Here is a 14,906-nt window from a genome sequence, read left to right on the forward strand (position 1 = left end):
CCCCCGCCTATCGGCACCCCCCTTATCAAGGGGGGCAGGGGGGATCGAACCTAAAATCTATCTTCAATTTAATTATAACCAGCTACTTAAGTCCACAAAAAAGGTTAAATTCTCCAGAAGAATTGTCCTTAAGCTGTACTGAATTTAAACTGCGTAGGGGAAATTTTAGTACAAATGCTCGAACTTCCTCTCCCTGCTCCCAACTCCCTTGCAGTCTTAACGAGTAATTTAGACAGTCAACAGCTTACTTCAGTGGGTTGGTGGCAACCATTCAGGTTTGTGACAGCCGATCGAACCAAGCGATCACAGCAAGGGAACTGCTGATGCGACTGCCACTTTTGACATCACCAATACCTAGGGAATGTTGCCGCAGGACTTCAATTAATCGGGTTTTATCGAAGATGCCCAAGTCTTCGATCGCCGATTCCTCTACCATTGTTTCTAACTGGGTTAAGCGTCGAGATAATCCTTGCCAATAGACTGCGTTAAAGTTCGCTTTAAAACGTCTTGTGCGAATTGCTTCCGGGAGAATTCCTTGCAGGGCCGATTGGAGTAGCGGTTTAACCATCCCCGGTACTTCTCGGAATTGCCTGGGTAGTCCCAGACAGTAGCAAATTACCCGGGGATCGAGGAAGGGTTGACTAATCCTCATCCCGGCAGGATTAGCAAGATACCAATTTGCCCAATTGCCGATCGCGGTTTGCAGTCCTAAACGGTTAAAGGATAGTTCGACGGGATAGCGGTAGATGTGACCCAGAGTTGCCAGTGCTTTCGGATACACTTGGTATTCTTGGGCAAAATCGGCTTTTATCCAGGGTGGAATCGCAAATTCTGACAGTTTCGGCCAGGTTCCGTAACCTCGTCGCCAGAAAGTAGCAATACCTGGTTTGAGGAAGGCAGGTAACAGGGGAAAAATCGCTAATTCCGCCAAAATTGACCAGAGACTTTCATTTTTGGTCTTTGCCCACCGACGGGCAAGCTGTAGGGTTTCTTGCCATTGTCCTTGATGTAATAGATCCGCAAGATGGTAGCGATTGCTTTCCAAGACTAATTCCGCCCCACCACCACTGAGAATGGTGTTTACTCCCAATTCGGCCGCTCGATCGACTAGGATTTTTTCCATGGCTAGATGAAATAAACCGGGATAGGGTTCATCGTGGGGGGGAATGCGATCGGAGAACCAATCGAAATCTAAAAGCTGATCACCATCGAGAAAATACGGCTCGATCGCTGCTTTTTGCTGGAGAATAAGGTTAATATAGTCGGTTTCTTTGACTAAACTGGGCATTTGATAGACCAGAGACAGGGTAAGAAGCTTTCTCTCCCCGATCGATTCCCTGGCCAAACAGACGATCGAAGAACTGTCCATTCCCCCCGATAGGTGCGATGCCACTTTTCCCTCCAGGCAGCGTTCGCTAATCGAGCGCTGGAAAATCTGGCGAAACTGCTGGGCTGCCGCTGCTAGGGTGAGATGACTAATCGGTGCAATTTTTTCTTCCCAGTTGCAAGTCCAGTGTTTTTGTACTAAATTAGGCGGGGAAAATTCCCCGCAGCTGCCGGGGGATAGACGCTGGATTCCCTCAAAAGCGGTCTCTTCCCTGGGCAGTTCCACGAAAGCGAAGGGAAACATGAGAAAAGAAGCGAGAAAGTCTCGGTTAATCTTTGCCTTTTTTTGTCTGGCTAGGTGTTGTAAATCGCCGCTAATTCTAATGGTATGCTTGTCAAAAGTCCAGTATAAGGGATAACTGCCGATCGGGTCGCGCAGGGCGATCAAAGAGGATTTTTGACGATCAAAAATAACGAGGGCAAATTCTCCTTCTAAATCTTGCAGTCCTTCAATTCCTTTCTGTTGATAAATTGCCAGGGCGATCGAGGCTTCAGGATTAGTTTTTTCTCTAAAAGCTTCTGGGTAAATGGTTTTTAATTCATCTTGGTAATAGATTTTACCGATGAAGATAACTAGGTTTTTAGTTAGCTCATCTCTGGCATAGGTAATCAGATTACTGGTTAAATTAGAGATATTAAGCTCTGGGGTACTGGCTGGGGATAAACTAATTTCAAATGATCTGCTCATTTTTTTTGGACTAAGAATAGCTAATTACGGGAGTAAACTGTTCACAATGGGCTAGTTCATCTGTTAGGGTTAATTGCTGGCATTCTACCCAAGCGTGAATTTGGAAAGGATAATTATTAATACCAACCATCAAGGTAGCGGGACAACCATAAAAAGTACGCAGCAGATGATAGGCAACGAGGGCGCGTTCTTTACAAACCATCGGTAAAAATAGTTTTCCCGATGCAGTTTCTCGCAGCAGGCGATCGAGATTTTCGATAGTTTCTTTGTCGATATCTTTCCGGTGAGACTTGTGCCATTTTTGCCAAATAGCGATGGTGCGACTCCATCCCAAAACTCGCAAGCTAATCCAACTGAGAGTTAATAAGATTTCGACGGTGTAGGCATTAGGATCGGGTTGAGGATTGAGTAGTTTTCGTCCGATCAAACCGAGTTTTTTAAAAATTGCGATCAAGATAGTTGGCCAAAGATTCCCCTCAGTGAATTTGTTCGGGGGAGGAGATGTAACTAAGATTTTTTTCTCGATTAACGAATTTAACAATTCGCTTAAATCCCCGCAGATTTTTGCTTCTGGAACCTCGTAGAGTTGGCTAATCTCGGTGATAGTTTCCTGATAACTTTTTTCGAGGATTAGATCGACCATTCTCGAGGCGATCTCATCTAATCCATAAAATTGTCCCCGGCGAAAGTCAAGAATATTGATGACGTTCTCATGCTTAAATAGATAGACATCTCGATGGAGTTGGTAAGATTGACCGATCTGGGTTAGCGTGGTTAACATTTTACTCTCACTCTTGTTGAAGAAAAATTAAAATTAGTGAAGAACAGTATCTTTTTAAAGAACTGGAGAGATTCGATGAGTTGTTTTGACTATTATTATAGATAAGAACAGCTTTGTCAAACTAATGAATTTCACTTGTTTCGAGAAACAATTGGATGGTGTGGTGGGGGTTATTGCTAAGTTTGTTTTGTCCTTAGATGATTATAGGCGATTTATCTTTAATAGTGTGAATTTTGGTGCTGAGAGTGATAATCGAGTCAATCAAGATTATTGACTGTTCTGGTGTCTAACAAACCAGGATTAGAAAAGATCGAGAGGTGAGAAAAATGAACAATACAAAAGATGAAATACAACATTCCCACAATCATAAAGACAATTGGTTCAAATTTTTATGGAAAGAACTGGGAGATGAGAGGAACTATCGTCGCCTTGATGTCTTGGTGAAGATTATTGGTGGGTTAGGCGTTTCACTGGTAATTTTTTTTGTGGGACAATACGTTCAAAAACAGTCTTATTACTCCAGTTTATTAGACAAGTATCTAGCATCTACAGAACAGCTATTAATCAGGGATACTCTTGACTTGAGATCCCAAGTGCTGAAGGACGGCAATCCCGATCCCAATGCGACTAAGAAGTCTGCTGAAGCGGACAAAAAGGAAGGGTCGGAAATAATGTCAGAGGAAATAAAGTTAAAGGAAATAAAGTCAAGCATAGACTCTCTTATCCGAGCAAACACCGAACAGACGATACGCTCTCTGAGTGAAGATGATGGTCTTGGGGGGATAATGGGGTTCATCGATAATGGGCCGACATGGCTTAACCATAATATAGAAAGACGGCAGCTGTTAATTAATTTCTTGAGAAATTCACGATTGGGGTTTAAAAATGAAAAAGGAGAAGAAACAAATGGAGCTTTTAGTCCCCTATTGACAGGATTGGATCTTCGTCCAGTCGGAAAAGATTGTCTGTTAAAGTCACCTTTACTGGGATGTGGGTTAGATTTACGGGAAGTAAATCTGGATGGAGCCATTCTTCCCAAAGCTGTGTTGACACAAACCAACTTGCGAGGGGCCAGCTTGAATGATGCGGATCTAAGGGAGGCTACTTTATATAGTGCCGATCTCAGAAAGGCCCATCTCAACCAAGCCGATCTCAACCAAGCCGATCTCAACCAAGCCGATCTCAGGCAAGCCGATCTCAGGCAAGCCAATCTCAGGCAAGCCGATCTCACGGAGGCCGATCTCACGGAGGCCGATCTCACAGGGGCTATCTACAATGACGAAACTAAATGGCCTGATAGATATGATTATCAAAAATCTGGTGCGCTCAGGATCGGGCCTGGAGCCAAACTCAAGGGAGCCAATCTCATGGGAGCCGATCTCAGGGAAGTCGATCTCAGGGAAGTCGATCTCACGGGAGCCATCTACAGTGACGGAACTAAATGGCCTGATGGATATGATCCTCAAAAATCCGGTGCGCTCAGGATCGGGCCTGGAACCAATCTCAAGGGAGCCGATCTCAAGGGAGCCAATCTCAAGGGAGCCGATCTCAGGGAAGCCGATCTCAAGGGAGCCGATCTCAAGGGAGCCGATCTCGATCGAGCCGATCTCATGGGAGCCGATCTCACGGGAGCCGATCTCACGGGAGCGAAAGGAGTCGAACTAAAAGGGGCTAAATTATGTAAAACTATAGGACCGGATCAAATCCAAAATGACAGAGACTGCCCGCCGGGAGCCAATTAGCGAGAAAGAGTAAACAAAACAAAGAAGCCAACGATCTAGGGTATATCCCCCTCGCTCTAATTCCCTTAAGGTTATACCCTAAGGGAATTAGAATTTCTGTCAACTACTGCCTCATGAAAAAGGCTGGATTGGGTCCATCAACATCACCACCTCGTGGATAAGCTTGCACCCGTTCTAAAGAGCCGAGGTGGTAGATTTTTGGCGAACGATAGGCGAGTTTTTGTGGTGTTTCGCCTTCTCGATCGAGGGACAGTTTTTTGTCATCTAAGTTGTGTGTGGACATAGCAACCCTCCAGATCTCTACAGTTCTATTGTACCTTTATCCCCGGTGCGAGTGCCGGGGACTGTAATAATGTGTATCATTCGTCAGAGAAGACTTAACCGTTGTTTGTTTTAAATGCAACCCTTATCCTACAGTCTCTATCGCTCGCTGGGACGTAGTATCAGTATGGTAATCGAAGCCGCACCATCTGAGTTACGAATCCTGACTTTACTGACTTTAATTAGCGGAACTACCCCGGCAATTGTTTTATTTCTGAATAAGGTAATTATCGATCAAGTCTCCCTCCTCTTAACTAAATCTCATCTCGAAGTTCCGGGTGATCTTCTCTGGCACAACCCGATGTTAGTCGCCAGTGTGAGCGGATTAATTTTCCTTAGCTTGTTGACCGATGCCCTGACCACGATCACCAGTTTACTCTTTGCTTCTTTGCGCGATCGAGTGCGAGGATTTGTCGGGGGTAAAGTAATTGATAAAGTCGCTAATTTTCCCGATCTTACTCTCTTTGATAATCCCAATTTATTGAACTTAATTAAGTTAACGGAAAAAGGGATCAATCGTTTAGAAGAATTATCCTTTATCCTGATTACCACTCTCAACGGTTTTTTTATCTTTGTTCCTGCCGTTTTACTATCTACTTCGATCGCTCGGTGGATTCCTCTAATTTTATTTACTTCTGCCGCTCCTTCCGTTTATTTTGATTTAAAATATCGCAAACAAAGCTGGCGCACTGAAGAAACCCAGGCGGGTATCGCTCGTCAGATGGATTTATATAAAAACGTTTTGACCGGTGAATTATACGCCAAAGAAATTCGACTATTTTCTTTACAAACACTTTTATTATCTCGCTGGCAAGAACTTTTAAGTAAATTACTAAAATCGATGGCAAAAGTGCGTCAAAGAGGAACCAGTGTGATTGTCTTCTGGTCAATTTTGAGCGGTGTTGGTACTGCCCTACCATATCTTTATATTGTTTTGGGAACTTTGCAAAAAAAATATACATTAGGAGACCTAGCACTCTACGCCGGTTTAATTTTGCAAGTACGTCAGAGTTTATTTTTGCTGATTAATAATGGTTCGGACTTTTACGACGTGGTTTTAGGGACAACTCCCATTTTTCAGTTATTAGATTTAAAATCCAATCTGCAGCAATTAACTCCTTCTTGGCAAGAACAAGAAAACTTAACGGGGATCGAGATGCAAAATTTATCCTTCTCCTATCCCGACAGTGAAGAATTAATCCTCGATGATCTTAACCTGACGATTCAACCTAGGGAAATTATCGCTTTAGTCGGGGAAAATGGGGCGGGAAAGACGACTTTAATCAATCTTCTCTGTCGATTTTACGATCCCTCAGCCGGGCAAATTCTCTGGAATGGAAAAGATTTACGGGCATTTGATTTAAATGAATTACGCGCCAAAATCGCCGTAGTTATGCAAGATTATGCCCGATTTCCCGCTACAATTTGCGAGAATATTGGCTTTGGTTACTCACCCTTATTAAGAAACTATCCAGCGATACAAGCAGCCTTAAAAAGAGTGAAGATGATCGACCTTATTGAGGAAAATTTTCAAGGATTAGAAACACCCCTAGGTAGAGAATTAGAAGGAGGAATAGAATTATCGGGGGGACAATGGCAAAGAATAGCGATCGCTAGGGCTTTATTACGATTACCAACGGCAGAATTACTCATTTTTGACGAACCGACTGCCTCCCTTGATGCTAATGCAGAATACGAAATCTATCAAATGTTTCGCACTTTAGCCACCGATAAAATGACCATAGTAATTAGTCATCGATTAGCTCTTTGTAAACTGGCAGATCGCATTGTTGTTCTCGAAAACGGTAAAATTAGCGAAGTAGGAACCCACGCAGAACTGATGAGCAAACGAGGACAATATCACCTTATGTTTACTCGTCAAGCTAATAGTTATCAATAACCTGAGTTGCCGATTTTGCCGACTAAAAAACCCCGGTGTGCAGGGGAGGTTAAATTGTGGGAGAAATCCAATGATGAGGATTTTTGTCTGGTTTCCCTCTCTCGCTCTGGAGTGAGAGAATAGTCATACTTAGTTTTTTTGTCCCGATCGAGGGTACTTTCTGAGATAGATCATTGTGATCTAGGGATAAAAAACCGTAATTTTGCCCGATATAACCTTTTATTTGCCCCTATGACTGTCAAAATTCCTCTTAACCCCAATCAGATTCAAAATCTCGATCTCTCATCCTTAGAGACTATTATTCAAGATTATCAGTCCCGATCAGCGATCACCAAACTGGAACAAGCTCTACAATTAGAGATAGATTATCCTCGTGCTGAGGGTGATATGCGGGAATTATCGGAGATACCGGAAGTCAGGCTGTGGTTTTTGCGTTTAGATGCGGTTTATCCCTGGTTAATCTTTATTCTTGACCCAAAACAGGGAGAAATCGCCCGCTATGCTGCTATGTTGGTCCCGCATCAATTCCATCGCGGGGAAGGAATTCAATATAACCCCGAAGCTTTGGAGATTTTTGTGATGCAAAAACTCTTTATTTTGTCTGATTGGCTGAAAAGTCAGCAAATTCCTGCTTCATCTCGCTTAAAATTTTTCGCTCAACAGTTTGGTTACGATATCGACGAGGAATTTCTCTCTCGTCTCTAAAAGCCTCCTGGGCTGACTAGATAAGGTATTTTTAATATATGACAAGCTACTGTCTCACCCAATTTAGCGCCACCAATACCCCTATCAGAGAATCATGGATACAAAATCCTTTAAACGTACCCTACAGCAATCGGATAACTATAACCGCAAGGGATTCGGTCACAAAGAGGAAGTAATGGATGCGATGACCAATGAGTATCAAAGCGACCTGATCCAAGAAATTCGTGAAAATAATTATCGTTTACAACGGGGTGACGTGACGATCTATCTCGCTCAAGCTTTTGGTTTTTGTTGGGGGGTAGAACGCGCTGTTGCTATGGCCTACGAAACTCGTCAACATTTTCCCCAAGAACGTATCTGGATTACTAACGAAATTATTCACAATCCCTCGGTTAATCAGCGTCTGCGCTCCATGGCCGTGGGTTTTATTCCGGTGGAAAATGGCCAAAAAGACTTTACTGTGGTGGAATCGGGGGATGTGGTGATTTTACCCGCTTTTGGGGCCAGTGTCTCGGAAATGCAAATACTTAACGATAAGGGTTGCATGATTGTGGACACCACTTGTCCCTGGGTTTCTAAGGTGTGGAATTCCGTGGAAAAGCACAAAAAAAGCGACCACACTTCGATTATTCACGGGAAATATAATCACGAAGAAACGATCGCCACTAGCTCTTTTGCCGGCACTTATCTGATCGTTTTAAATTTGGCTCAAGCTAATGATGTCGCTAATTATATTCTCCACGGTGGCGATAAAAATGAGTTCTTAGAAAAGTTTAAAAATGCCCATTCCCAGGATTTCGATCCCGATCGCGATCTAGATTATATCGGTATTGCCAATCAAACCACAATGCTGAAAAGTGAAACGGAGGAAATTGGCAAACTCTTCGAGCATACTATGTTGAGAAAGTACGGACCGATCGATTTTAAAGATCATTTCATGAGTTTTAATACCATCTGTGATGCCACTCAAGAGCGTCAAGATGCCATGTTTGAACTGGTGAAAGAACCGCTTTCTTTAATGGTGGTAATTGGTGGTTATAATTCCTCTAATACCACTCACCTACAGGAAATAGCGATCGAGCGTGCCATTCCCTCCTATCATATCGATAGTGCCGAGCGCATTCTCCCCGGTAATCGCATCGAACATAAACCTTTAGGTGGCGATTTAATGATCACCGATAACTGGTTAAATGAGGGAAAAATTGTCGTCGGAGTGACTTCTGGTGCTTCCACTCCCGATAAGGTGGTAGAAGAGGTGATCGAGAAAATTTTTGCGTTCAAATCTTCTTTAGTCCCCGGTTAATTAGCCTAGGTGTGTTAGCCTTTAGCAATGGCTGCATCTCAATTTTGGAGAAATATCTATTGCTCACCATCAGTTATTTTTATCCGTGGGATTGCTGACAAACTGACGTTTGGGTTTACCATTATCAGTAGAACCGTTCGGCTCTTCTCGTTTCTGTCTGGAAGGAAGAGCCAATATTTTCCTAAAAACGGCGGGTTTTATCGATTCCGTAGATAATTCCCGTCACCACGGAAGAGAGAATTAATAACAAAATTAATCCTCCGGGTAAAAAAGATAATATTCCCATGCCGCGCAATATATAAACTAACACAGTCACTAATAGGAAACCGAAAAAAAGAGACTTTAAATAACTAGAGCGCATTTACTTAGATTAACAGTTCCTCTTGACTTAAGTTTAACTTTTCGGCAATCATTGCCAGGATTTTTTCTTCCCTTTTTCCGTTACTGATAGATTCCAGTAACCGGCAATTGAGGATAATTTTTTCCCCGTTGGATAAGGTTAAAATAATCCGTCGGTAATTAGACCCCAAAAAGCCTTTGTACTCTTCTACTTTTGCCTCAACAATTCTCTCTAGAAGATAATCACTTTCACTTCTAAAAGTTAAATGTTGTCGCCTACGGGTTAGGGTAGCGGTACCCTGATTAAAGACATAACTCTCCCAATAGCTGACATCATAAAGTAATAACAGACCTGACAATAAGCATAACATACCCCAGAGATAATAGGGATAATTATGGTGGTGTTCTAGCAGTGCTGACAAGGTATCTAGGGGACTTTTGGCAATAATTTCCTGAGCTTGATATCTATTCACAAAACTCTCAAATCGAGTTTTAAAATCACTAGCTGACTGCACATCCCGAAAATTTTCGATGTAGAGATAGTTATTTCTCCCGACCAATAAAACCGTGTTATTAACAGTTTTTTTCTGCTCAACACTGATAAAAACTTCTTGATAGACAGCCGTAGCTTTAATGTGAGTTAAAGAAAAATTTTCCCGACTAGAAATAGGAAAATTATACTCTTGGACATATTGACAATCTATTCTTTTTGTGCCTAACCTCATGCAGTTGAGATAAGCGCGCTGGAAAGAAACCACATAGGCTAAAAACAGCAAAGGAAACCCAGCCAGAAAAAACCCCAGAAAAGGACGATATTTAGGAGCCTTATTCTCTAATAAGAGTGTAGTCAGCGTTTTTTGCTTAACTCGCATAGGAAACCCTACAGGTACTTTGTTCTAATTGTACTACAGCTTTTTTCAGCATCCTTCTCAGGATCGATTTATTTAATCTGCTGACGGGGAAAATTGTAATGATTATTCACGAAAATCTGACATCAGTCTCTAGACTGCCTCTATCTTGACCTTTTTTGTCTGGGTTTGGCACGGTAAAACCCTGTTTATCGAGTTTTTGTAAAGCTTTGGCGGTTTTTTGTTTATTGTTTGTATTTAAATTAAATATATAAATAAAACTGTTTTTATAAGTTTTTGTCGATTTCAGAAACTTTATAGGCTCTAAAAAATTGTTAATCTAATTTTTAAGCTTTTATTCTCACTCTAGCTATAGCAGATAAAAATTGAGCCTCTTTCCAAGGGGTGGGGAGATGGTCAATAATTGGGATCAAAGCACTGATAAACAAACTCACCATTCAAGCGCACATTTAGGAGAACTTCCATGCCTTTAACACTCGCAGTCTACGGAAAAGGTGGCATCGGTAAATCGACAACAAGCTGTAATATTTCGGCTGCTTTAGCCAAAAGAGGCAAAAAAGTCCTACAAATAGGCTGTGACCCCAAGCATGATAGCACTTTCACCCTGACAGGCTTTCTGATTCCCACAATCATCGATACCCTGCAAGAAAAAGATTTTCACTACGAAGACATCTGGCCTGAAGACGTTATCTATGACGGTTACGGTGGTGTCAAATGCGTGGAAGCAGGGGGACCCCCGGCCGGTGCCGGTTGTGGCGGTTACGTCGTCGGGGAAACGGTGAAATTATTAAAAGAATTGAACGCTTTTGATGAATTTGACGTGATTTTGTTCGATGTTTTGGGGGATGTGGTCTGTGGAGGATTTGCCGCACCCTTAAATTACGCCGATTACTGCATAATTGTCACAGATAACGGCTTTGACGCTCTTTTTGCCGCCAATCGCATCGCCGCTTCCGTCCGGGAAAAAGCGCGCACCCATCCCCTGCGACTAGCCGGATTAATTGGTAATCGCACCTCAAAACGCGATTTAATTAATAAATATGTAGATCATGTTCCCATGCCAGTGTTAGAAGTTTTACCCTTAATTGAAGATATTCGCGTCTCCAGAGTTAAAGGTCAAACTCTCTTTGAAATGGCCGACAAGGAGCCGATGTTAAGTTATGTTTGTGACTATTATCTCAACATTGCCGATCAGATTTTAGCCAAACCAGAAGGAGTTATTCCCAAAGAATCTGCCGACCGGGAATTATTCACTTTATTATCGGATTTCTATCTTAATGCCGATAAACCCAAAGTTAACGCCGAGGAAGAATTAGACCTGATGATGGTTTAGATTATTTTGTCGGGTGGGTTAGGGACAGCGTAACCCACCAAAACCCACCAATAACCACCAATAAACTCTTTTTCTGGGTGGGTTACGGCGAATAATTAACTTATTAGTTAATAGCCTAACTTATCGTCGCCTAACCCACCCTACCCACGGGCCCACCACCCAACTCGATGCAGCTTTAGAACTTAAGTTATCAGTATGTATGTATGTATTTCTTTTGTCAGCTTAATTCCGATGGGGACAAACTGGTAGAAGTCTGAGGATTGAATTTTGATCCGTCAGAAGAAGAAACTAGAAATTTTTAATCCATCAGAAGATAGTAAACTACAAAAGATTAGAGAACAGATAAAACGAGAAAACCTAAATAAACCAAGTTAAAGGAGAACCCAAAAACATGACCGCCACTCAAGAACCGAGCGCTTTACAATTTGATTGTGAAACCGGCAACTATCACACCTTTTGTCCGATTAGCTGTGTTGCTTGGTTATACCAAAAAATCGAAGATAGTTTCTTCCTTGTTATCGGCACAAAAACCTGTGGTTACTTCCTGCAAAATGCTATGGGGGTGATGATTTTCGCCGAACCACGTTATGCTATGGCTGAATTAGAAGAAGGGGATATTTCCGCTCAACTAAAAGACTACGAAGAACTAAAACGCCTCTGCTTACAAATTAAACGAGATAGAAACCCTAGCGTTATCGTTTTTATTGGTACTTGTACCACCGAAATTATCAAAATGGACTTAGAAGGATTAGCACCGAAACTAGAGTCAGAAATCGGTATTCCTATCGTGACAGCGCGCGCTAATGGTTTAGATTATGCCTTTACCCAAGGGGAAGATACCGTCCTCGCTTCTATGGTGCATAAATGTCCCGAAAAAGTTAAGCACGAAGATGAAAAAGAAGAACGGAATGCCATCCAGAAACTCTTAACTTTTGGACGTAAAAAAGAAGAAATTAAACAGGAAGAATCGGAATATAAAGACCATCCTCCTTTAGTTTTATTTGGTTCCGTTCCCGACCCAATTGTGACTAATTTAACCCTAGAATTGAAAAAACAAGGAGTTAAAATTGATGGTTGGTTGCCAGCTAAACGCTTTACCGAATTACCGGTAATTGAAGAAGGTTATTATGTCGCTGGTGTCAATCCTTTTCTATCACGAACTGCCACCACTTTAATGCGTCGTCGTAAGTGTAAATTAATTGGCGCACCCTTTCCCATCGGTCCGGATGGAACCCGCGCTTGGATAGAAAAAATCTGTTCGGTTTTGGGAGTACAACCGCAGGGATTAGAAGAAAGAGAGGCAAAAATTTGGGAAAGTTTAGAGGATTATCTGCAACTTGTGCGCGGTAAATCGGTCTTCTTTATGGGGGATAATTTACTAGAAATTTCTCTGGCACGTTTCCTAATTCGTTGCGGGATGACTTGTGATGAAATCGGTATTCCCTACATGGATAAACGCTACCAAGCGGCCGAATTAGCATTACTAGAAAAAACCTGTAATGATATGGGTGTTCCCATCCCGAAAATTATCGAAAAACCTGATAACTACAATCAGATTCAGCGCATTTACGAGTTAAAACCCGATTTAGTGATTACAGGAATGGCCCATGCAAATCCCTTAGAAGCGCGGGGAATTAACACTAAATGGTCGGTAGAATTTACTTTTGCTCAAATTCATGGTTTTACCAATGCGCGAGATATTTTAGAATTAGCTACTCGTCCCCTGCGTCGCAACAATAACCTCAAGGAATTGGGTTGGGACAAGTTAGTTAAAGAGTCGGCAAAAGTGTAAATTTGTTTTCAAAAGGCTACAATCATCAGGTAAGGAAAATCAATTCCTTACCTTTTTTCTGTATTTAGTTCACTTCAATGTCCAATAACTTATCTCACCAAAAACCCCATCATCTCAACTTTAGCAGTGAGGATTTAGGCACGGCAAAACCGACTATCACCCTATTATCGGGGGAACCAGAACGCTCGCGCTATATTGCTGAAACTTATTTACAAAATGCACGTTTACTATCGGATTATCGCGGATTAAATAGTTATCTTGGCTATCTAGATAATTCTACCCCAATTCTTCTGGCTACCAGTGGCATGGGTGCGCCATCTTTGAGTATTGTGGTTAATGAATTAATACAGGTGGGAATTAAAACTATTATTCGTATCGGTACTTGTGGCGCAATTCAAAATAGAATAAAAATTGGTGATATTATTATCTCGCAAGCGGCTTTATGTAGGCAAGGTGCAGCTAATGATATTGCTCCTCCGGAATATCCCGCAGTGGCGGATCCTTTTTTGACAGTTGCTCTAGTCAAATCGGCTCAATTTTTGGGAGTAAATTATCATTTAGGTATTACCGCTTCTGTGGATAGTTTTTATGAAGGACAGGAAAGAATCCTGTCTTCCGCTAACCCTTATCTTCAGCGTCACTTAGAGGGAATTACGGAAGAATATCGACGTTTAAATATTCTCAATTATGAAATGGAAGCGGGAACTTTATTTAAAATGGCGGGGGTTTATGGATTTACTGCCGCTTGTATTTGTGCTGTGATTGCCCAAAGAAGTAAAGAGGAAGGGATTAGTTTAGAAAGCAAACAACAGGCTATCGAAAAAGCGATTCAGGTGGCAATATTGACCGTTAGCAACCTCTCCCTATCCTCAATTGATTAATGTTCAGAAATCATCTTCATTAAGACTTCCTCTTTTTCCTGACTTTCGGGATAACAGGAGATAAGTTTAGCGCGTAATTCTTGGGACAAAATAATTGATCGCCTTGTCTAAGTATGGTATATTAGTTTGCTCAAAAAAGTGTATTTTGTTGCGAATATGTAATAATTTTTGACAAAAGTAAATTCTCACCCCCAAAAATTTGCTTATTCTTAGTCTTCTAAGCTAATCTTGATGGGATTAACTTGCCATCGGTAAAGTCAAAACCGTTAGCGACGAGACGATTATAAAGTGAGATAATGGGAAAAAATTGGTTTTAGCTTTAAGGATGGTATTATGTCAGACGCAACGCAGTTAACACCGGAAAAAATTGCTCAGTACCGTATTGAATTTGCGGACAATGAGAACGCTTTAATTGCACTTGATGTTATTGAGGAATGGGAGGGAGATTTAGCAGATGCTGCTGAGTCTATTGCCACTCGTAACGGGATTGAAGGGGTAGAAGATAATGCTGATTTTCGTTGGTTTGTTATTGTTCTTATGACTGGTTATAGGCGGATATAGCTAAGTCTAGATTATCTTCCCTTTCCCCTCGGATGCGAGATCTATAAGCATTCCCCAGATTATTTTGTGTCGTTGCCCACTCATAAGGAAAGGTGGCAGGGGTATATACTTCTAATGACTGGTTATAGGCGGATATAGCTAACTTTAGATTATCTTCCCTTTCCCCTCGGATGCGAGAACTATAAGCGGGAGCATCTCACTTACGCGATAAGTAATTATACTTAGCCTAAAAGCCACTCTTAATCGTGTCTTGGAACGAAATAGAGGCTTTTAAAGACTGCGTACATGGAGAATTAAAACAAGAA

General features: G+C 41.8%; 13 protein-coding genes and 2 pseudogenes. 9 read left to right on the forward strand and 6 right to left on the reverse strand.

The window, feature by feature from the left end; all coding sequences use genetic code 11:
• Window positions 1–271 precede the first annotated feature (271 nt).
• Both IM500_RS02115 and IM500_RS02120 read right to left on the reverse strand, forming a co-directional pair.
• Entirely contained in the window at window positions 272–2,074 is a 1,803-nt protein-coding gene (locus IM500_RS02115; RefSeq protein WP_190719204.1) for an asparagine synthase-related protein, read from the reverse strand.
• A 10-nt stretch (window positions 2,075–2,084) separates the two neighbouring features.
• The gene (locus IM500_RS02120; protein WP_287737534.1) at window positions 2,085–2,855 is read right to left on the reverse strand and encodes a lasso peptide biosynthesis B2 protein; all 771 of its coding nucleotides are present in this window, start codon (window positions 2,853–2,855) and stop codon (window positions 2,085–2,087) included.
• Between the two features lie 124 nt (window positions 2,856–2,979).
• Here IM500_RS02120 and IM500_RS02125 point away from each other — a divergent pair, with 124 nt between their 5' ends.
• Together IM500_RS02125 and IM500_RS02130 are read left to right on the forward strand one after the other, a co-directional pair.
• Window positions 2,980–3,129, forward strand: coding sequence for a hypothetical protein (locus tag IM500_RS02125; protein ID WP_287737535.1), 150 nt, complete (start codon window positions 2,980–2,982; stop codon window positions 3,127–3,129).
• Between the two features lie 52 nt (window positions 3,130–3,181).
• The gene (locus IM500_RS02130) at window positions 3,182–4,597 is read left to right on the forward strand and encodes a pentapeptide repeat-containing protein (RefSeq protein WP_287737536.1); all 1,416 of its coding nucleotides are present in this window, start codon (window positions 3,182–3,184) and stop codon (window positions 4,595–4,597) included.
• A 103-nt stretch (window positions 4,598–4,700) separates the two neighbouring features.
• Here the strand turns inward: IM500_RS02130 and IM500_RS02135 are convergent, their stop codons facing one another.
• Window positions 4,701–4,880 carry a hypothetical protein gene (locus IM500_RS02135; protein ID WP_185240486.1) on the reverse strand — a complete coding sequence of 60 codons (180 nt, stop codon included), beginning with the start codon at window positions 4,878–4,880 and terminating at the stop codon, window positions 4,701–4,703.
• Between the two features lie 114 nt (window positions 4,881–4,994).
• Between IM500_RS02135 and IM500_RS02140 the strand changes: the two genes are divergently transcribed.
• From IM500_RS02140 to IM500_RS02150, 3 genes are all read left to right on the forward strand, one after another.
• On the forward strand, window positions 4,995–6,818 hold the full coding sequence (locus IM500_RS02140) for an ABC transporter ATP-binding protein (RefSeq protein WP_287737537.1): 1,824 nt from the start codon (window positions 4,995–4,997) through the stop codon (window positions 6,816–6,818).
• Between the two features lie 231 nt (window positions 6,819–7,049).
• On the forward strand, window positions 7,050–7,523 hold the full coding sequence (locus tag IM500_RS02145) for a CRR6 family NdhI maturation factor (protein WP_190721886.1): 474 nt from the start codon (window positions 7,050–7,052) through the stop codon (window positions 7,521–7,523).
• Window positions 7,524–7,617: 94 nt separating this feature from the next.
• A complete protein-coding gene (locus tag IM500_RS02150) occupies window positions 7,618–8,826 on the forward strand; it encodes a 4-hydroxy-3-methylbut-2-enyl diphosphate reductase (RefSeq protein ID WP_190721887.1) in 1,209 nt (402 codons plus the stop codon).
• A gap of 181 nt (window positions 8,827–9,007) precedes the next feature.
• On the opposite strand, the gene IM500_RS02155 is transcribed toward IM500_RS02150, so the two are convergent.
• A complete protein-coding gene (locus IM500_RS02155) occupies window positions 9,008–9,187 on the reverse strand; it encodes a hypothetical protein (protein WP_002800951.1) in 180 nt (59 codons plus the stop codon).
• A 4-nt stretch (window positions 9,188–9,191) separates the two neighbouring features.
• Window positions 9,192–10,037: a hypothetical protein gene (locus tag IM500_RS02160; protein ID WP_190721889.1), complete on the reverse strand. Its 846-nt coding sequence runs from the start codon at window positions 10,035–10,037 to the stop codon at window positions 9,192–9,194.
• Window positions 10,038–10,497: 460 nt separating this feature from the next.
• Between IM500_RS02160 and bchL the strand changes: the two genes are divergently transcribed.
• From bchL to IM500_RS02180, 4 genes and pseudogenes are all read left to right on the forward strand, one after another.
• Window positions 10,498–11,367: a ferredoxin:protochlorophyllide reductase (ATP-dependent) iron-sulfur ATP-binding protein gene (bchL, locus tag IM500_RS02165; protein WP_190721890.1), complete on the forward strand. Its 870-nt coding sequence runs from the start codon at window positions 10,498–10,500 to the stop codon at window positions 11,365–11,367.
• Between the two features lie 391 nt (window positions 11,368–11,758).
• Window positions 11,759–13,159 carry a ferredoxin:protochlorophyllide reductase (ATP-dependent) subunit N gene (locus IM500_RS02170; RefSeq protein WP_002740797.1) on the forward strand — a complete coding sequence of 467 codons (1,401 nt, stop codon included), beginning with the start codon at window positions 11,759–11,761 and terminating at the stop codon, window positions 13,157–13,159.
• Window positions 13,160–13,236: 77 nt separating this feature from the next.
• Window positions 13,237–14,040, forward strand: coding sequence for a nucleoside phosphorylase (locus tag IM500_RS02175; protein WP_287737538.1), 804 nt, complete (start codon window positions 13,237–13,239; stop codon window positions 14,038–14,040).
• A 333-nt stretch (window positions 14,041–14,373) separates the two neighbouring features.
• Window positions 14,374–14,577, forward strand: a pseudogene (locus IM500_RS02180) (hypothetical protein); the annotation flags it as partial.
• 1 nt (window position 14,578) lies between these two features.
• On the opposite strand, the pseudogene IM500_RS02185 reads toward IM500_RS02180, so the two are convergent.
• Window positions 14,579–14,788, reverse strand: a pseudogene (locus IM500_RS02185) (tetratricopeptide repeat protein); the annotation flags it as partial.
• Window positions 14,789–14,906: the final 118 nt, after the last annotated feature.

Source organism: Microcystis sp. M179S2, from assembly GCF_020245805.1.
Classification (GTDB): domain Bacteria; phylum Cyanobacteriota; class Cyanobacteriia; order Cyanobacteriales; family Microcystaceae; genus Microcystis; species Microcystis aeruginosa.